The sequence below is a fragment of the uncultured Hymenobacter sp. genome, from assembly GCF_964242765.1.
GTDB lineage: Bacteria > Bacteroidota > Bacteroidia > Cytophagales > Hymenobacteraceae > Hymenobacter.
Window position 1 is genome coordinate 11342 of sequence record NZ_CAXTBM010000050.1, and the last position, 18330, is coordinate 29671.

General features: G+C 58.7%; 12 protein-coding genes. 3 read left to right on the top strand and 9 right to left on the bottom strand.

Annotated features, from left to right (window positions below; genetic code table 11):
* Positions 1-18 precede the first annotated feature (18 nt).
* Positions 19-1749, top strand: a complete 1731-nt coding sequence (locus ACFE7X_RS18495) for a M28 family metallopeptidase (RefSeq protein WP_375437168.1) — start codon at positions 19-21, stop codon at positions 1747-1749.
* 91 nt (positions 1750-1840) lie between these two features.
* Here the strand turns inward: ACFE7X_RS18495 and ACFE7X_RS18500 are convergent, their stop codons facing one another.
* The 3 genes from ACFE7X_RS18500 to ACFE7X_RS18510 all read right to left on the bottom strand — a co-directional run bounded on the left by ACFE7X_RS18500 (position 1841) and on the right by ACFE7X_RS18510 (position 7375).
* Positions 1841-3346 carry an alpha/beta hydrolase gene (locus ACFE7X_RS18500; RefSeq protein WP_375437169.1) on the bottom strand — a complete coding sequence of 502 codons (1506 nt, stop codon included), beginning with the start codon at positions 3344-3346 and terminating at the stop codon, positions 1841-1843.
* Between the two features lie 128 nt (positions 3347-3474).
* Complete coding sequence (locus tag ACFE7X_RS18505; RefSeq protein WP_375437170.1) at positions 3475-4530, bottom strand: SDR family oxidoreductase; 1056 nt, start codon at positions 4528-4530, stop codon at positions 3475-3477.
* Positions 4531-4750: 220 nt separating this feature from the next.
* Complete coding sequence (locus tag ACFE7X_RS18510; RefSeq protein WP_375437171.1) at positions 4751-7375, bottom strand: polynucleotide kinase-phosphatase; 2625 nt, start codon at positions 7373-7375, stop codon at positions 4751-4753.
* 70 nt (positions 7376-7445) lie between these two features.
* On the opposite strand from ACFE7X_RS18510, the gene ACFE7X_RS18515 reads away from it, so the two are divergent.
* Positions 7446-7895, top strand: coding sequence for an SMI1/KNR4 family protein (locus tag ACFE7X_RS18515; RefSeq protein WP_375437172.1), 450 nt, complete (start codon positions 7446-7448; stop codon positions 7893-7895).
* Between the two features lie 74 nt (positions 7896-7969).
* On the opposite strand, the gene ACFE7X_RS18520 is transcribed toward ACFE7X_RS18515, so the two are convergent.
* The 3 genes from ACFE7X_RS18520 to ACFE7X_RS18530 form a co-directional block, all read right to left on the bottom strand.
* Positions 7970-9955, bottom strand: coding sequence for an OmpA family protein (locus ACFE7X_RS18520; RefSeq protein WP_375437173.1), 1986 nt, complete (start codon positions 9953-9955; stop codon positions 7970-7972).
* A 363-nt stretch (positions 9956-10318) separates the two neighbouring features.
* A complete protein-coding gene (locus ACFE7X_RS18525) occupies positions 10319-10855 on the bottom strand; it encodes a hypothetical protein (protein ID WP_375437174.1) in 537 nt (178 codons plus the stop codon).
* 840 nt (positions 10856-11695) lie between these two features.
* On the bottom strand, positions 11696-12058 hold the full coding sequence (locus ACFE7X_RS18530; protein WP_375437175.1) for a winged helix-turn-helix transcriptional regulator: 363 nt from the start codon (positions 12056-12058) through the stop codon (positions 11696-11698).
* A 214-nt stretch (positions 12059-12272) separates the two neighbouring features.
* Between ACFE7X_RS18530 and ACFE7X_RS18535 the strand changes: the two genes are divergently transcribed.
* Entirely contained in the window at positions 12273-12644 is a 372-nt protein-coding gene (locus ACFE7X_RS18535) for a DoxX family protein (protein ID WP_375437176.1), read from the top strand.
* Positions 12645-12698: 54 nt separating this feature from the next.
* On the opposite strand, the gene ACFE7X_RS18540 is transcribed toward ACFE7X_RS18535, so the two are convergent.
* The 3 genes from ACFE7X_RS18540 to ACFE7X_RS18550 form a co-directional block, all read right to left on the bottom strand.
* Positions 12699-14165, bottom strand: a complete 1467-nt coding sequence (locus ACFE7X_RS18540; protein ID WP_375437177.1) for a 3' terminal RNA ribose 2'-O-methyltransferase Hen1 — start codon at positions 14163-14165, stop codon at positions 12699-12701.
* Between the two features lie 264 nt (positions 14166-14429).
* A complete protein-coding gene (locus ACFE7X_RS18545; protein ID WP_375437178.1) occupies positions 14430-16616 on the bottom strand; it encodes a choice-of-anchor I family protein in 2187 nt (728 codons plus the stop codon).
* Positions 16617-16836: 220 nt separating this feature from the next.
* On the bottom strand, positions 16837-18327 hold the full coding sequence (locus ACFE7X_RS18550; protein WP_375437179.1) for a GH1 family beta-glucosidase: 1491 nt from the start codon (positions 18325-18327) through the stop codon (positions 16837-16839).
* Between the last annotated feature and the right edge of the window lie 3 nt (positions 18328-18330).

Genomic DNA, 18330 nt, shown 5'->3' on the forward strand with positions numbered 1-18330 from the left:
CAGCAATCCGACCACCTTATGACCCTTTCCTCTCTGTTTCCCTGCATCCGTCCGCTTACGGCGTCGTTGCTAGTTGGCATCGCCTTGAGCGGCTGTCAATCCAAGTCCAAGGCAAGTACTGATGCCACTACCACTACCGATTCGGCGGCTTCAGCTACTACACCTGGTGCCAGTGCTGCCGGCGCCATTACGACGGCCAGCATCAGCAAGTATCTGCAAGCCGTTTCCTCGGACAAGATGCAAGGCCGCAAGCCGTTCACGGTAGGCGAAGAGCGCAGCACCAACTACTTAGCCGATGAGTTCCGGCAGCTTGGCCTCAAGCCTGGCCCCAGTGGCAGCTACTTTCAGCAGGTGCCGCTGGTGGAAATTACGGGTACGCCCGCGGCCACTATGCAAATCAAGGGCAATGGCCAAAACCTGAGCTTCAACTATAAAACCGACTTCGTAGCCTTCACCCAGCGCGAGCAGCCCCGCGTGACCGTTACGAACTCGCCGCTGGTGTTTGCCGGCTACGGCGTGGTAGCGCCCGAATACAAATGGGACGACTACGCGGGTCTCGACGTGAAAGGCAAAACGGTGGTGGTGCTGGTGAACGACCCCGGCAATGCCAGCAACGACACCACTTTCTTCAACGGCAAGGCCATGACCTACTACGGCCGCTGGACCTACAAATACGAGGAAGCTGCCCGCCACGGCGCCGCCGGCCTGCTCATCGTGCATGATACCAAGCCGGCAGCTTATCCGTGGTCGGTGGTGCTGAGCGGGGCCACCAGCCCCAAACTGCGCGCCCAAACACCTAATAAGGGCGCCGATAAGTGCGCCTTGGAAGGTTGGCTGACGATGGATGCCGCCAAAAAGCTGTTCCAGGCCGCTGGTCAAAACTACGACCAGCTCTATGCCGCAGCCAACAAGCCCGGTTTCCGCTCCCGCCCGCTCGGCAACCTCACACTCACGGCCAGCATTGAAAACAAGCTCCGCCGCCAAACCAGCCGCAACGTGCTGGCCGTGCTGCCCGGCACCACCCGCCCCAACGAGTACATCGTCTACTCCGCCCATTGGGACCATTTTGGAGTGGGCAAAGCCATTGCCGGCGACTCTATCTACAATGGCGCCGTGGACGACGGGACCGGCCTGGCCGCTTTGCTGAGCATTGCCGAAGCTTTCCAGAAGGCCAAGGAGAAGCCCGCCCGTAGCATCGTGTTTCTGGCCGTAACCGGCGAAGAACAAGGCCTGCTCGGCTCGGCCTACTACGCCCAGCACCCGCCCTACCCGCTCAACAAAACCGTGGCCGACCTAAACATGGACATGCTTTGGCCCTACGGTGAGATGAAGGACCTGACCGTCATTGGCTACGGCCAGTCGGAGCTAGAGGACTACGCCCGGGCGGCGGCCAAAGAGCAGGACCGCTACGTGCTGCCCGACCAAACGCCCGAAACCGGCATGTTCTACCGCTCCGACCATTTCAACTTCGCTCACGTTGGGGTGCCCTCGCTTTACGCCAGCGGCGGCTTCGAGAGCCGCACCCGCGGCAAGGAGTACATTGCCCAGCAGCGCCAGAACTACACCACCAACCTCTACCACAAGCCCGCCGACCAGTTCAACCCGAGTTGGGACCTGTTGGGCATCGCCCAGGACGCCCAACTCTACTTCCGCGTCGGTCAGCGCCTAGCCGCCGAAACTACGTTCCCACAGTGGCGCGCCGGCTCGGAGTTCAAAGGCGCGCGGGATAAGAGCATGGCCGGGCGGTAAGCTTTACGTGAGCGGACAGTTGGCTGCTCCTGTATCGAACTCAGCCAACACAGACTCGCTAGCCGCCAGGCAGCCTCAATACCGTACCGACTCAGTAGCCAAGCTTCTTCAGGAAAGCGGCGTGGCGTTCGGCTATTCTACCAGCGAAGCGCGGGTTGTACCAAATAAAATGCTCGGCGCCGTCCAGGGCTTCAAACTCGACCACATTGCCAGCCTGCGTGGCAGCTTGGCGAAATGCTTCTGCTGTAGCAAATGCCACGTTCTTGTCCTCGGTGCCATGAACAAGCAACATTGATGGCAGGCCTGGCCCGACGAGGTGAACCGGCGAAATGCTGCGCACTTGCGCTTTGTCTTTCAGGTGTTTGCTGATCCAGGCATTAGTTGCCGTGGTAAGGTCGTATACGCCCGCATTGACGAGCAGCGCGTTGGGTTTGGCGCTCCAGCGTAAGTCGTCGGTTTTCTCGTTGCAGTTCGTTGCCAGAGCCGTAGCTAAGGCTAAGTGCCCACCCGCCGAGTTGCCAGAGGCCACTATGCGCGCCGTGTCTATCTGCAACTCTTCGGCGTGTTGCCGCAGCCACCGGATAGCTGATTTAGCGTCCATCACGGCAGCAAAGGGCAAGGTATTATGACGGGCCAGCACGCGGTACTCCACCGCGCAGGCCACCCAGCCCCGGCGGGCATACCCGGCGCACGTCCCGAAAAACCAATCTGGCTTGCCCTCCGACCAACTGCCCCCGTGAAAAAAAACGATGGTCGGCTTCGGCCGGCTATCTACGCTGGCCTCCGGCAAAAACAGGTGCAGGTCTAGCGCGTAAGGCCCCACTGTTTTGTAGGATTTAATCAGGTGCCCCCGCCGACCAGCCAGCTCTTGCTCGTAAAGCTGGTTGATTTTGCGCCGGTAAGTTGTATCCTGACAGGTGGCATTGAAGCTGCCAACAATGGCTTCCAGATTCTTAGCACCCAGGTTGTCGAGGTGCTTGAACAAGTATTCTTGTTGCCAATATGCCCGGCACTGCGCGTTGGTAAATAGCGTGGGCAGCAACTGCCAGGTGGCTTGCAGAAACTGATTGTCCTGCCGGGCATAGGCAGGTTTGCGCAATTCCCGCTTGGTTTGCCGTTCCACGTAGGCTCGTGCGTACGCCTTGAAATCGTCGTTGGTGAGTTGTTCGGGCTGATTGAAAGCCGCTAGGTTGACGTTCAACCGTCGCACTACGGCCGCCGGCAGCTTTCCTTTCTGGCCGGTACAGGTTTCGTGCGCCTCGGGGTATTCGAGCAGCAGCTTATCGAAATAGAAGCGTATCTCGGCCTGTTGCGTTTGCACAAACGGTGCCTCTAGCTGCTTAGCGTAGCGGTTCAGGTGGGTTTCAAACACCTGCCGGCCCGAATCTATCTTCGCTACGAAGGTGGCAGCCGGCAGCGCATAGAGTTGGTTGTAGCGGGGGTAAAAGTACCCCGTGAACGCCCGACCGATGGTTTTCTGCTCGGTTAAGTACTGCTGCTTTCGAGTTGCTGCTTCAGCTGTTGTTTGTGCATGGGCCAGCCGGCAACCAAGCACTAGTATCAGAATGTTGACTATATGTCTGCTCAGAGAGTGCATATTGGGCCAGCAGTTAATGGCGCTTGCCAAGCAATCATTAAGAAAGCTCAATATAAGCAGCTACTATCATTGTTGGCCTATCAGCCAAAGCAACCGCACACCATCACGTTACCCAAGCATAGGACCAACTACGGAATAATTTTCTCGGCTTTCAACTGCTCGAACTGATTGCGGAAGGAAGTGAAGCTGTCGAGGTGCATGTCGTGGAAACCGGCGCGGCGCAGCTTGTTGACGTCGAAGAAGGCATCGGCTTCCACGTTGAAAATGAAGTCGCCGAAGGGCCACTGCGCCAGCTCGTCCAAGGTATGCGGCTTAAGGTCGTACTTCTGGACTATCTGCTGCCAGAGTTCGGTTTTGTCGGCCATGTACTCTTGCAGCGGGAACGTGATGGGCTCAGCATATTCCACCCCAAAATACGCGGCGAACTTAGGCCACAGCTGGCTCCAGCGGAAAATGTCGCCGTTGGTGACGTTATAGATTTGCTCGTTGCATTCGTCGTGGGTTGCCACCCACTCCATACCCTTGGCCAGTAGCGTCGCGTCGGTCACGTTTACCAGCACTTGGTAGGCCTGCAAGCTGCCCGGGAAGCGGAAGGGCACCTTCAGTTCCTTGCATAAGCTAGCGTACACGGCAATCAGGTTCGCCAGGTTCATGGGGTTGCCTACCGCAAATCCTATCACAATATCGGGGCGCACGGCCGTCCAACTCCACGACTTACCGGCGGACTGCTCGCGCAGAAAATCTTCCTGGCTGTAGTAGAAGTTGGGCGGAAAGTGGCGCGGGTCGGTTTCCAGAGCCGGCGTTTTGTAGCGGCCGAGGTGGGCGCCGTAGGCCTTGCCGCCCTGAATAAAGGTGATGTGCTGGAAGCTAGGCGCAAACTGCTCCAAGCCCGTCACGAGGTTGCGCAGCAGCGCCAGGTTCACGTGGGTTTGGGCAGCCAGGGTTTTACCTTCGATATAGGCGGCGTAGAGCACGTGCGTAACCTCACGCAACTGCTCGGCTTGCTTTGCTACAGCCTCCGGATCCAGCAAATCCAGTTGCACATAGCGCGCCGAAGTTTCATAGTCCAGCGCCGAGGCCGACGTGACTAGTGTATTCCAATTGCCGGTAGAAAGCAGGTAACTGACAGCGTTGCGGCCAATAATGCCGTTGCCGCCGACTACCAGAATGGTGTTAGTAGGCATAAGTTGTTGAAAGCAGAAGTGAATTTCACAGCAACTAGTGCTCCGATGGCACCAGAATATGGCCGGATGCCCTTTGTGCAGATAGCTACGAAATACCTACCGCTTTGGCCATAAGCTTAGTCCGATAGCCGAGCAGATGGAACTCGGTATTTGTCTTATATGAAGTAAATCATGCATAATACTAGAAGTAGAGACATGAAGTGCCCCATCTCTAATCCTTCTACAACCGCGGGTCCACGGCCTCGCTTTCTAGGGCCAGCACGCCGAACACGCATTGGTGTACCTCGCGCAGAGGGGCGCCGGCCACGAACCGTTCCAGGCTTTCCACGCCGAGGGCAAACTCGCGCAGGGCCAGGTTGCGCTTGGCCTTGACGGCCCGCTCCTTTAGGCGCTCCAGGTTGCCGGGCAGCAGGTAGTCGGGGCCGTAGATGATGCGCAGGTATTCGCGGCCCCGGCACTTGAGGGCAGGCTGCACGAGGGTTTTGGTGCCTTTCGGGATGAAGTCGTAGGGCTTGACCACCATGCCTTCGCCGCCGGCAACCGTTAGGTCGGTCCACCACTGAATGGCAGCTTCCACTTCCGCGGGCTGTTGGGTAGCTACCACGCGGTAGGACGTAGCACGGAGCAGGCCGGGATCCTGGACGCTGAGGGCGCGCAGGGTTTCCATGTGCCAGGCGTGGTCTTTGTCGAAGTAGGTGCGGCCCTCGGTGGCGAGCAGGTGGAAGGGCGCCAGGCGCAAATCGGCGAGGCTTTCCACGGGCCAGCAGTAGCGGCGGTAGGCTTCGGCGTAGTGCTCGGCGGCGGTACGGCGGGCCGTGGTGCGAGCCAGCAGGGCTTCGAGGCCGTCGAGGTTGCGGGCGGCGGCTTGCGCTAGCGCGGCTTCGGCCAGGGGCAGCGCGGCGCTGGCCGCGGCGGCTACGGCGGCGTACTGGTTCTTGATTAGGTCCTGCGCCTTGGCCGACCACGGCAGCAGTTCGGCGTCGAGGCAGAGCCAGTCGGTTTGGTGTTTCTCCCAGAAGTTGGCGCCTGTTAGGGCCTCTTGCAGCTTGGAGAGGAAGGCGCTTTCCAGGTTGGGGTCGGTGAAGAAGTTGCGGCCGGTGCGGGTGTAGCACTTGCCGGGGCCCTCGCCTACCACCCCGAAGCGGCGGCGCGCCACGTCCTCGTCGCGCGCCAGCACCACCACGACGCGGCTGCCCATGTGCTTTTCCTCGCACACCACGCGCTCCACGCCCATTTTGCGGTAGTAGTCGAAGGCTTCGGTGGGGTGTTCGAGCAGGTCGGGCAGCGGGCTGGTTTCCGTCGGCGACATGGTGGGCGGCAGGTACAGCAACCACTTGGGATTGAGGGCAAAGCGGCTCATCACCTCCAGGGCAGCAATGGCGTTTTCCTCCCGAATCGTAACCGAAGGCAGCAGACGCGGCCGAATGATTTGCTTGCCAATCACGTCGCGGATGTCGAGCAGATCGTCGTGCTGCTGTTGCGCGGTGAGGTCGGAGGCCGTTTGTGCGTTGGCGGTTGCTTGCTCGTGCTGGAGGCGCAGGTAGTTGAGCGGACGCGCCGGCTCGCAGTAGACGCGGGCGGCAGGCACGGCTACTAACTCTCGCTCGGGGTAACGCAAGGCCGTGAGCTGACCGCCGAACACGCAGCCGGTATCAATATCAATGGTGTTGTTGAGCCACTCCGATTCGGGCACGGGCGTGTGGCCGTACACCACCATGGCCCGGCCGCGGTATTCCAAGGCCCAATTGTAGCGCACCGGCAAGCCAAACTCGTCTATTTCGCCGGTGGTTTCGCCGAACAGCGCAAAGGACCGCACTGCGCCCGAACCCCGCCCCTGCATGTCTTCGCGCAAACCGGCGTGGGCCGCTACCAGTTTGCCGTCATCGAGCACATAATGGCTCACGAGACCATCCAGAAACTGCCGCACCTGGCTCTTAAACGTGTCCGACTCGGTGGTCAACTGCGCCAACGTCTCGGCGAAACCGTGCTGCTCGTTCACTTTCTTGCCGTTGAGGTGGCGTAGCAGCTTAATATCGTGGTTGCCGGGCACGCACAGCGCCACTCCGTCCTGCACCATGCGCATCACCAGCCGCAGCACCGCCGGCGAATCCGGCCCCCGGTCAACTAAGTCGCCAAGGAAAATAGTTCGGCGGCCAATTGGCGCCGTCACGCGCACGCCCAGGTCGCGGACGTCCTGCACCGGCTCGGCCTCGATGGTATAGCCAAGGTTAGAGAGCAGTTGCACCAATTCGTCGTAGCAGCCGTGCACGTCGCCAATGATGTCGAAGGGGCCGGTTTCCTGCTTACGGTTGTTGTAGAGCGGGTCACGCACCACAGTTTGCACAGCGTCGATTTCCTCGGGGCCGTTCAAGTGATAGACGTGGCGAAATCCCTCGTGCTTGAGGCTTTTGAGGCTGCGACGCAATTGCACCCGCTGCTGTGGCACTACGTGCCGGCCCATGTGCTTGCGCTCGTCTCGGGCGCGGTTGCGGTCCTCAGCTACCCGGTCAGGCACGTCGAGGATGATGGCAGTGGGCAGCACGTGGTAGTCGCGGGCCAGTTGCACTAGGGTTTTGCGGGCTTCGGGCTGCACGTTGGTAGCGTCTACCACCGTGAGCAGGCCGCGCTTGAGGCGCACGCCCACCAGGTAATGCAGCAACGCAAAGGCATCGGGCGTGGCGGCTTGGTCATTCTCATTGTCCGCCACTAGCGCCCGGCAATGGTCCGACGACACGATTTCCGTGGACTTAAATAGACGCCGAGCAAACGTGCTTTTGCCCGCCCCCGACGTGCCGATGAGTAGTACTAAAGAAAGTTCAGGAACCTTGAGGGTGGTTAGGGGCATTAGATGATACTATAATACTGGTCAGTTAAAGGCCTTAACTTAGGCCGCCACCGACTGGAAGTAACGTTTTATGACGATTCACAAATTACTATCAAGGCTCAAAGCTAATTTGAAGCAAACTGATATCAGTCTCTATCCCGTTGCAAACGAACAACTTATAAAACAGTTCGAACAAGAAATGAGGTTGGTTCTTCCAACGGACTTCAAAATCTTTTACTTGTTTTGCAACGGGTTTGAGTCAGCAGAAGATATGTTTCGAATGATTCCGCTGGAGGAGATACTCGAATACAGAAATGAATTACCTCCCAAGCAGTTTTATCTAGCTGAATACTCAATTTATTGCGGCACGTGGGAAGTGGAAATAGGAATTCCCATTTCAGATCATTACCAAATCTTCGACCAAGGAGTTGTTCTAACCAGCTCACTCGCTGCGTTTATCAATCGTTTTTTGCAAGGCGGTGTTTTTGAGAAGCAAGGCCTGCATTATTGGCAGGATGAGGTGAGAGGATTAACTTACTGAAACAGTACTCCTGAATTGTGCGAGTTGTCTAGTTGTGGCTGCACTGCGTAGCGGTGCAAGGTTTGTAGCTTCTCCTACCGCCCGCCTGTCACGCGGAACTCCACGCGGCGGTTGAGCTGGCGGGTAGACTCGCGGGCGTTGCTGGCCCGGGGTTGGGTGCCACCAAAGCCCACACTCGTGATGCGCTGCTCGGAGATACCAAGGCCAACGAGGTAGATTCGTACGGCGGCAGCTCGCTGCTCACTCAGGATTTGGTTTTTCTCCGGGGGCCCGACGTTATCGGTGTGGCCGCGTATTTCGATGAGGAGACTGGGGTCTTCCTTCATAACGGCTATCAGCTGGTCGAGAGTGGCGTAGGAAGCAGCGAGCATCCGGGTGGTACCTTGGTCGAACTGCACGTTTTTCAGGCGCAGCGTGGTGCCAACAGTGAGGGGTTGGAGCAGGATATCCTGCACGTAGGGGCCAGTTAGGGTGGTATAGATGCTGTCGGTGGGCAGGTAGCTAACGAGTTGGGCGTGTGCTCTGTACGCCCGGTCGGGAGTGACGGACACAGAAAACGTACCCTCGGGGGTGAGTTGCAGCTTGCTTTCCGTTTTGCCGTTGTTTAGGCGTAGCTGGGCCTGGGGCAAAGGCTGGAACGTGACAGCGTCCAGCACCCGTCCCTGCCATGTGGTGGTAGCCGTGGCGGCAGCAGGCAGGGTTCCGGCGGCCGTCTTCGGCGGTGGGGGAACGGCACGAAACAAGTTGCAGCCCGCCAGATCGGTATAAACGCCGCGGCGGACCCGATAGGCCTCACCGGTTTCCATGTTTACCCGATACAGAGATTTAGGACCTGCCAAATAGAGCCGCCGGCGGCCAGCCTTGTCTAGTTGGAACAGCAAGTCGCTGTAGCCACCCCGCTCCGGTAGCCCGCTGAGCGGAATCATTTCGGGAGCCGCTTGGCGGGTGTTCAAGTCCACTTTTAGCAGAGAGCCATCGGTGCTGTAGACTTCGTAGAGGGTGTTAGCGTCGTCAAGGCAGAAATTGCCGTGGGAGCCCGCTCCCGCAAAACCAATGATAGGGAAATAGGACGTCTGCCGCGCCGGGTCCTTGGTCCAGAGCACCGTTATGGAGTTGTCGAAGGGACTGACTTTCACCAGCTTGTTGGCATCGGCCGTCATGAAATACAAGTCGCCCCGCACGTCGGTGGCGGCGGAAATCCAGACGGTTTCCGAGCCCTGAGCTGGCAGCCGCCAGCTGGTATACTCGCCCTGGCGGGTGAAGGGGTTGTAGCGGTACACGTACTCTGGACGGTTGGTGGGCGCTTTGGTCACCGAATACAGGCAGTTGTCGAAGCCTTTGGCCAGGGCGTACGACTGAAACGGCAGCACTTGCCGGTGAATCTTCGGGGTTGATGATGGGTCGGCGGTGGAAAACTCGTGAATCGTGCGGCAGTCATCTTCCCACACGTCATTGACGTAGCGCAGCGCCGCAATGCCGTACATCTTGTCGTCGCATTGCTGGGTGGCGCTGGGTTGACTGGCCGGACCGTTCGGGAAGCGGAATGATTTCACTAACTGCTCGCCCTCAGCTTGGTAGCGGCCGTCTTGCCTGGTAGCAGCCCGGTACTCCACATTAAATTCCGAGCCGCCACGCCATAGCCGACGGCCTATCACGCGGGTGCGAGCCGCGGGGGTGGCAGCGGAAGCGAAGGTATAGTGGTAGCGAATTTCTTGGTAGCTACCGGCCGCGTGCTGGTCGAGGCGCAGCACTTGGGCCTGGGGCAGCCGCTGAATGCTGCGCCACACCGAATCTTGCTGACCCGGGACGAGTAGGCTGGCAGCCGCGGGGTAATCGGCGGGGAGTTGGCGGCTGGTTATCGTTACTACGGCGGCCTGCCCGGCGCCACCGGGGTAGAAGGATGTCTCGGTATTGGCTGCGTTTTGCTGCCGTTGCCAAGAACCAGGGTACGTCACTTGGTAGCTCGCTTTGGGGTCGGTGTACACCTGGCCGGCCGATGGCTCCTGCCCATACAGCTTCAGCCAGCATACCGTCAGTACCAGCGTCAGCAAAACCTTCATAAGCAAAGCAAACAGCAGAATATAAATTACAAAAGAAAACTTGGTGGCCTATTGGCCGCAGCTATCCGCAGGATTTAACGACGGCCGTTCCCCTTGTCGTTAGCGTGTAGTCGGAAGCGCTTGCAAACCAGCAAGACGAATAAGACCAAAGCAGGTGCTAGATCAAGGCTGTTCTGTAGTTGCCCCTCTGAACCTGCCGGTTTGGCGTAATATTGGGACCAATCCCACAGGCAACCTACAAAAACGCCGAAAAAATATGGTTTCGGCCGTCAAGTAACGAACCCATTACTTTAGTAGCCAGGCACATTCCGGTGCCCAGAACGTGCCGTTTACTGACCATCTGGCTACCGGAAAGTGAGGGGTCTACAAGAGCACATCCAAGGTTAGAGCGGGGAAAACCACTACTCTTCGGCCGGTCACAATCATATCGCCTGCTCCATAACTGTACTCGGCCCGAAAACCATTGACCAACAACACGTTCAGGCCCGTCTTGAATCGCTGGCTGAACCTGAAGTTGGTACCAAATCCACCGCCCACATTCCAGTCGGTGACAGCACCACTCTGGCCTGCTAGCTCCCAATGATACAAGGAGCGAACGGCGCCTAAGCCAACCAGGGGCTCTACCACTTTCGAGTTTGTTGGTAGATAATACGTTAAGAGTCCGATGCCAGCTAGGCCATATTCGTTTTGTCGGTCGTAGTCGAACTGTCTGGCACCCGCTACTTTAACTCCCCACCGGTTGGCAAAGCGGTAGTCGGCTTGTAAGCCAACCACTTTGTAGGTGCCAAACAACCCAACCGAGAAGTTACGCTCGGGATAAGTTGCCGGACTGTTGCCAACGTCTTGTCCAAGGGCAGGCAGCGCAACAAGTGAAAGCGCAGCAAGTACATAGTTTCTCATCGACTTGAATTATATGGTTGCCTGGAGTAACATCAGCATCGCCAAAGCTAGCTGCTTCAAGCAAAAATAGTCGTATGGTACTATCAATAGTTTCTGTCGTTTTGGGTTGATTTCAGGTTGTCCTTTGCCTGCGCATAGGCCGCTAGGCGTTGCTCGTGCGCAAGTAACCTCACCACCGCACGACGGTTTCAAACCATGCTGTACTTCGCTCTGCGGGGTAGTTTTGAGGCCTGGGCCGAAGCGTTACTACCACCCGCTACCCTCCTCGTAAATACCTGGCATACAGCCATTAGCAGCCTTCAACAGTTGGCACCGGCAACCTCATAACCAGCTTGAAAGTAGGCCCCACGTTGTGTTTAGCATGAGTGGCCGCCTATCATATCAGGTAAGGGCAAGAAGAAGGGGTGAAATGTGCTATGTGTTTGCCTGCGTGTGCTAGCAGTAGGCGCACGTACGGCGCGGCGCTACCGACCCTGCACCAACCAGTAGTTCTCTCGTCCGGATGTATGCTGAACCTACTGGTTGGCCCTGGTATTGTTGTTTTCAAGTATGCTGGCATGGGCAGGCAAGCAAAAGCCTCTACTCCTCACTAGCCCCGACGGCGCCGTGCGGATGACGGGGCTAGTGAGGAGTAGGGCTGCTAACGTATGCTGTTGCTTACCGGAAAAACCGAGCTTATCCGCCCTTTCCGGCTCGGACTGCAACTAGCGGATGCAGACTTCACGCCGGGCCCCCAGCTTAGCCGCGCCGGCAAAGTAGAACCCGTCACCGCCTCGTATACGCTCACCAACGGCAAGCGGGCCGCGTGCCTTCGGTTGTTTATCTTGGTCTTGCCGGCGCTTACGCCGCTGCAACCTGCTCGAAAGCTTCTGTTTTTTCAACGACTATTTCCTGAGGATGCATGATATGGTTGCGGGGCTGGCGGCCCCAGTCGTGCAGCGCTTCAATGACGGGAAACAGCGTATCACCGTAAGCTTCCAGGGTGTAGGTAACGGCCACGGGAGCAGCTTCGGCCTGCACCTGACGGCGCAAAAGCCCATTTATTTCCAGTTCCTTCACTTCCTTACTGAGCATTTTGGCGGTGATGCCCACCACTTCGCGCTGCAACTGCTTGAAGCGCTTCGGCCCTCCCAACAGCGCCAGGATAATGGGCAATTTCCACTTGCCCCCAAGAAGGTCAAGCGCGTCGCGGACGGAACGCATGGCCGAAGCACATTCTTTTGTATTTGAGTGTGGAGGCGGAACAGGAAGCGGCATACCTAAAGGGCGTTAGAAATCAGGCAAGTATCCTACAAGATACCGGTATACTTCGGTAAACCGGTATCTGAAGTAAACTGGAAAGCAGACACCTTTACGCTAAGCAGTAATGCTCTACGTCAGTACTTTCTGCATTTTATTCCTCTTACCCTTTACTTCCATGGCACTCAACAAGAAAAACCTAGTACCCAGGCTGGTCACGACTGTTCCAGCGCTGATGATTATTGCCAGCGGCGTGTTCAAACTCACGGGTGCTCCCGAAATTCGCGAAGCTCTCACCAAGGCCGGCGTCGTTGACCATATATACACGCTAGGGGCTATGGAGCTGGTTTTCACGGCGCTGTTTCTTTACTCTAAAACCATGAAGCTAGGCGTATTGCTGCTCACGGCTTATTTCGCCGGCGCTATAGCCACCGACATCTCCCACGGCACTAGCCCAGTAGCCCCGGCCGTCATCCTAACGCTAGTTTGGATAGCCGCCTTCGTGCGCGACCGATCGGTGTTCTTGCCCGCGCCGTACGCTACCAGCTAAGCACCCGCTGCCAGCAATATAATCAGCTGGCACGGCCGTTGCGTTAGTGCTGACTTACCCAACTCTTTCAAATACAGCTAACTGGGAAGGCGCCCCTACCTGCGCATCTTCCGGTCCGAGGGGCTCCACGCGCACCCGGTAGCCGTGGCGCTCCGCTACGGCGCTGGCCCAAGCAGCGAACTGCGTTTCCGTCCACTCGAAGCGGTGGTCGGAGTGGCGGAACTGACCGGCGGAGAGCTTTTCGAACTTCTGGTTGTAAGTGGCATTGGGCGTAGTCAGGAGCACGATGCCGGGGCGGGCGCGGGCAAAAAGCACCAACTCGAACGCCACCAGCCGGCTTTCGTCTAAGTGCTCGATGACTTCCACTACGGCCGCAGCGTCGTAACCGGCCAGGCGCGGGTCGTGGTAGAGCAGGGAGCCTTGCACCAACGTCAGCCGCTCGCGCTGGCGCGGGGGCATTTCGGCGAAGTGCAGGCGCTCCTGCGCCCGGACCAGCTCTTGGTACGACACGTCCATGCCCAAGATGTGCTCGATTTGGGGTTGCTGAAGCAAGAGGCGCACTAATTTACCTTCGCCGCACCCGAGGTCCAGCACCCGCTTAGCCCCCACCCGCCGGATTTGCTCGGCTATCCGAGCCAGGCGGAGGTCGTGCAATTTTTGCTTTTCTGTGGCCGGCTCCGCGTTGCCCTCACTTCCTACCTGAGTTGTTCCGGTCACCTTTTCATCAGGAATAACTGTTTGAGCCACTGGCAGCCCAGTCCCCGAAACATCGTCGGTAGCAGCTTCTTCGGCTGTTAAGAGCCGTTTCAGCGTGGGATTCACATACTCCGCAAAACGCAGGTAGCGGCGCGTAATAAATTCCCGGTCGGGGTGCTGGGGCAGCCACTCCGCGCCGCGGTGCAGCAGCTTCTCAACTTCGGCGGGGCCAATCCAGTAGTGTTTGTCGTTGTCGAGGACGGGCACCAAGACGTAGAGGTGCGTGAGCAGGTCGCGCAGACGACAAGTTGAGTGGCGCAAGCGCAGCGTGTAGTAGCGGCTTTCGCCCCAAGCCGGCACGGTGGGGTCGAGCGGGTGCGCATCGGTTTCCACTTCGTAGCCCAAGGGTTCGAAGAGGCGGTGCAACTGCTCGGCGTTGGCCGCGGGCAGGGCGGCCACGGTAGCTTCGAGGGGCAGCCGCGTATCGGGTAGCTCCGGGCGGTCCTTGCAAGTGCCGTTCATGGCGGTATTGAAGGCCTTTACCAGGGCCGTGCTCAGAAATGACGAGGCCGCGTAGGGTCGGTCGTTGACGTATTGCTCGAGCGCGAAGCCTTCCCCGGCCGGGCCGCGGTGGCTGCGCACCAACGCCACCGTGTCGATGTCGAGCAGTAGCGCGGCGGTGCAGCGGGTGAGGGTGGCTTCGGGGTAGAAGACGTGCGCCTGGCCGTAGGCGATGTCCACGGATTGCAGCCGCGCCGGGTTTTTGTGGAGCAGATAGCCTAAATCAGTGGCGGGCTGGTGGGTGGTGGAGATGGTAAGAAGCATTTCGGATAGCAACGCTAGATAGGACACGGCACTGCCTCAGGACAGGCAGCGGCAAGATAAGCGAGTTGGCAGCACGATGCGCACCAGTACCCGCTGAGTGTAGCTAGCCCGTAGCAAGCACAGCGTTCTGGCTTAGCAAAAAGCAGAAAAGTAGGCTAGACAAAGAAACCCAAAAGCCCCAACTGCTAATCAGCCGGGGCTTTGGTAGAGTCGAGTAACAATAGGGAAGATAGTGTAGGGAGATAAAACACCAATAAAAATAAGCTAGCGCACCACCAGTTTCGAGCTGGCACCGTCTTCGGCACGGAGCACATACACGCCTGGCGCGAGGCCAGCGGTTTCAACCTGTTGGGCTTTGCGCAACGTGCGAACGGGGCGGCCCAACACGTCATGGAGCGTACCACTTACCACCCGACTCAACTGCACCCGGCCGCCCTGACTCGGGTTCGGGTAGAGATGCAGCGGCTCTGCGTTATGGGCCGATTGAGCGCTAAGCACGCCGCGCGTCTGGATGTTGTAGACCGATACGGTGCTGCTCACTTCGTTGGCGAGTAGCAACAGGGGCTGGCCCGTGGGGCTGTTAGCTGGCGCAACAAACACAATACCCTCGGGACCTTGGTCGCCGGCGCCCGTAGTAGTGCTCCGGTTGTTGACGTACTGCACCAGTTTGGGCTGGGCGGGGTTGTTAACGTTGAACACCAGCACGCCCCCAATGCGCTCCAGCGACACAAAGGCGTACACCGTGTCCCGAATCATGCCGGTCGTGATGCCTTCGGGCTCGGGACCTTTATCGTCTGAGCGGTTCTTGCGAGCGGGGTTGCCGGTGGTGTTGCTGGCGTTGAAAATGGCCCCATATACCGGATCGGTGCTGGTGACGCGCTCCAGCAGGTCGCCGCTGTCGTGGACGAGGGCGCCGGTGCTGGCGTTGTACACGCTGAATGAGCGACCTCCAAGGGTGTAAATCTCGTCGAAGTCGCCGTCGCCGTCGGTATCGCCGAGCTTATTGGTCACGTTGAGGCGGCCGAGTACCTGCGGGCTCTTCAGCAAGGCCGCACTGGGGAAGGCGGTAGCATCGAGCACATAGCTTGCGTCGCTGATGCGGTTGATTTCGTTGAGGGCGTTGTACTCGCGGGCATCGCCCTCGTTGGCGGTGACAAGGTAGCGCTGCCCGGCTACTTCAAAGGCAGCAATAGCGTCGGGTTGGCGCATACCGCGGATAGGCCAGTTAGCCAGCAGGATATCCGGGGTTTGGTCGGAGGCGTCGAGGGTGACGCCGGCTTGGCTGTGGTCCTGGTATCCTACCGTGCGCAAACTCGTGAACTGCCGGGTGGCCAGGTCGAGGGTCGCAATGGCGTTATTTTCCTGGAGGGTAACGTAGGCCGTACGCGAATCGGCCGACAGGGCCACGTACTCCGGCTCCAGGTCTTGCGCCACCGTGCTCGGCATGGCAGTTGTGCCTCCGTAGAGACGGATGCCCGCCGCGCGCAGCGTGGCAGCCTGGCTGTTGTAGCTCGCAAAACCTACCGTCGTGACGCTGGCCTGCGTGAGACCGGCTACTCCGCCCGAGAAGTCGATTATCGATACGGAACCCTCGGGGTCCAGGCTGTAGTCGGTTTTGGGCTCACCTTCGTTGGCCGTGACAAGTAGCTGGCCATCAGGCGAGAAGGTAATCATATCGGGCAAAGCCCCTACCGTTACTTGCTTGAGGAAAGCACCATTCTGGTCGAAAAACACCACGCTGCCATTTTGCTGCGGATCGGTATTTTCAATGGCGCAGGCCACCACCCCGTTGCGCACCGCCACGGAGTTGATACCCCCGTAAGGCAGAATATTGATGGATGTCACCGACGTGAGGGCCGCCGGGTTGGCTATGCTCAGAATGTCGAGCTTCCCTCCTATTGAATTGGCTACGTACAGACGCTGCGTGCTCGGGTCGTGGGCCACAATTTCGGCTGAATTGGTACCCGAAGCGCCGTTTTGGTACGAGCTAAGACGGTTGAGCGTGAGGTTGCGCGACTGCGCGGGAGCTTGCGTGTCGTTGTCTTTGATATACACCAGCACCTCCGTAGAACCGGGCGTGAGGGTGGCGTTGGTGGGATTTTGTAGGCGCAGCGTAAAGTACTCGGCTCCCTCCGCCAACACGTCATCGGCGAGTGGAATCGTCAGCGTCTGGTTGGCGGTCGTCTCAACCGGGAAAGTCAGTGTCTGCGGGGCAGCATACGTGAAATCGGTACCCGCGGCGGCCGTGCTCAGGTTAGTTACCAAGGCTACTTGCACGGTGCTGGCCGCCCCGGAATTGGCAATAGCCACTGGAATGCTAACCGTACCCGCGTTTTCGTTGACTACCGCCGTAACTGCTGTGAAGCGTAGAGTCTGCGCCGCGGCCGGAGCGACCTGCCATGCCAGCAGCACCAAACCGATTTTACCACCCGCAAGTAAAGATTGACGCATCTCGATGAGGTTAATGATGGATGCGTCAAAACTACCGGGAGCTTATTACGACATAGTTATCAGCTAATTATTTAATTGTGAAGCCGGCAACCCAACAGCACCCACGCCTAGCTGATAACGCGGAGCTTATTCACCCCTAAGAACTTACTCCACTCGCCAATGGCTGCCGTTAACTCAGTTACTCCTTAGCTTTCCAGCCCCGTTTTCTCGTCTCTGCTGGCTATATATCGGAGGCCGAGGAGCCAGGCGCTAAATACACGGAATGGATAGCAGATGTTGAAGCTGCCCTCTCTGCTCTGGCGGGTGGGAGGCCATTTTTCCCGGCCACAAACTCACTGTACCATTTGCCCGAATCCTTGATAGTCCGCCGTTGCGTTTCGTATTCCACGTGCACTAGGCCAAAGCGGGGACCGTAGCCTTCGGCCCACTCGAAGTTATCAGTGAACGACCAGGCGAAGTATCCATCAACGGGGGTGCCTTCCCGACGAGCGCGCAACACCTGCCCAATGCAGGCTTGCAGATACGCCTGGCGACCTGTGTCACGCACGCTGCCGTCAGAGGATAGCGTATCGGGAAAAGCAGCGCCGTTTTCGGTCACTAGCAAGCGCGGAGCATTTGGGTAATCTCCAAATTTCTTTAACATATGGTATAAACTTTCCGGGTAAACCTCCCAGCCCATAGCCGTATGAGGCACACCACGCGGCGCAGCCCCCACCAAGGAAGCCCACAGCAACGGCACGAAGGGCGAGTGGCGCACCACCTCGCGCGTGTAGTTCTGCACCCCCAGAAAGTCGAAGTCAAAGGGCATCCGTTTCTCGTCGCCGGGCTTGATGTAGCGGTCCAGCCAGCCAAGCAGCGGCACGTCGGCTACGGGGTAGCCTAGCCCGAGCGCAGGCTCTACGAAGAGACGATTGAGCAGCGCATCGGCGCGCCGGGTGGCCCGGGCGTCGCGGGCGTGGTCGGGCCGCCAAGGCGTAACGTAGGAGCAGGAAAAGGTGGTCCCTATTTGAGCATCGGCCGGCAGCATGGCGCGCAGTGCGCGTCCCCCCTCGGCCTGCGCCAGCGTGGCGTGGTGCGTGGCCGCCAGAAAAGCGCCCAGACTACGCTTGCCCGGTGCGTGGAGGCCCAGCAGGTGCCCGGCCCCGGTAAACACCATCGGCTCGTTGAGCACCATCCAGTTTTGCACCCGGTCGCCGAGACGAGCGGCTACCCGTTGAGCGTAATCGGTGAACCAGCCCACAATGTCGCGGTTAGCCCAGCCGCCCAACCCTTGCAGCACGGAGGGCAAATCCCAGTGGTAGAGCGTTGGCCAAGGGGTAATGCCCCGCTCCAAGCAACCATCCACCAGCCGGTCATAATAATCCATACCCTTTGGGTTAACCAACCCCACGCCATGCGGTATCACCCGCGACCAAGCAATCGAGAACCGAAAATCTCGTATACCCATTTGTTGCAGCAAGTCTAGGTCTTGCGGCCAGCGGTGGTAGAAGTCGGTGGCTACCTGCGCCGTTTCGCCGCGTTTGATGCGGCCCCGTTGGCGGACAAAGTCGTCCCAGATACTCGGGCCTTTGCCATCTAGGTTCCAGGCTCCCTCTGTCTGATACGCCGCCGTCGACACGCCCCAACGAAAGTCCGGCCCGAAGTCGGCCCGGGAGAAGTTGGTGGGTGTGGTAGGCGGGAAAAAGGCAGCAGGTAGAGCAGTAGAAGCCATAGA

Bases quoted from the DNA above. Each gene is read 5' to 3' on its own strand.
- ACFE7X_RS18495 (WP_375437168.1), top strand. From the start codon at position 19: ATGACCCTTTCCTCTCTGTTTCCCTGCATCCGTCCGCTTACGGCGTCG.
- ACFE7X_RS18500 (WP_375437169.1), bottom strand. From the start codon at position 3,346: ATGCACTCTCTGAGCAGACATATAGTCAACATTCTGATACTAGTGCTT.
- ACFE7X_RS18505 (WP_375437170.1), bottom strand. From the start codon at position 4,530: ATGCCTACTAACACCATTCTGGTAGTCGGCGGCAACGGCATTATTGGC.
- ACFE7X_RS18510 (WP_375437171.1), bottom strand. From the start codon at position 7,375: ATGCCCCTAACCACCCTCAAGGTTCCTGAACTTTCTTTAGTACTACTC.
- ACFE7X_RS18515 (WP_375437172.1), top strand. From the start codon at position 7,446: ATGACGATTCACAAATTACTATCAAGGCTCAAAGCTAATTTGAAGCAA.
- ACFE7X_RS18520 (WP_375437173.1), bottom strand. From the start codon at position 9,955: ATGAAGGTTTTGCTGACGCTGGTACTGACGGTATGCTGGCTGAAGCTG.
- ACFE7X_RS18525 (WP_375437174.1), bottom strand. From the start codon at position 10,855: ATGAGAAACTATGTACTTGCTGCGCTTTCACTTGTTGCGCTGCCTGCC.
- ACFE7X_RS18530 (WP_375437175.1), bottom strand. From the start codon at position 12,058: ATGCGTTCCGTCCGCGACGCGCTTGACCTTCTTGGGGGCAAGTGGAAA.
- ACFE7X_RS18535 (WP_375437176.1), top strand. From the start codon at position 12,273: ATGGCACTCAACAAGAAAAACCTAGTACCCAGGCTGGTCACGACTGTT.
- ACFE7X_RS18540 (WP_375437177.1), bottom strand. From the start codon at position 14,165: ATGCTTCTTACCATCTCCACCACCCACCAGCCCGCCACTGATTTAGGC.
- ACFE7X_RS18545 (WP_375437178.1), bottom strand. From the start codon at position 16,616: ATGCGTCAATCTTTACTTGCGGGTGGTAAAATCGGTTTGGTGCTGCTG.
- ACFE7X_RS18550 (WP_375437179.1), bottom strand. From the start codon at position 18,327: ATGGCTTCTACTGCTCTACCTGCTGCCTTTTTCCCGCCTACCACACCC.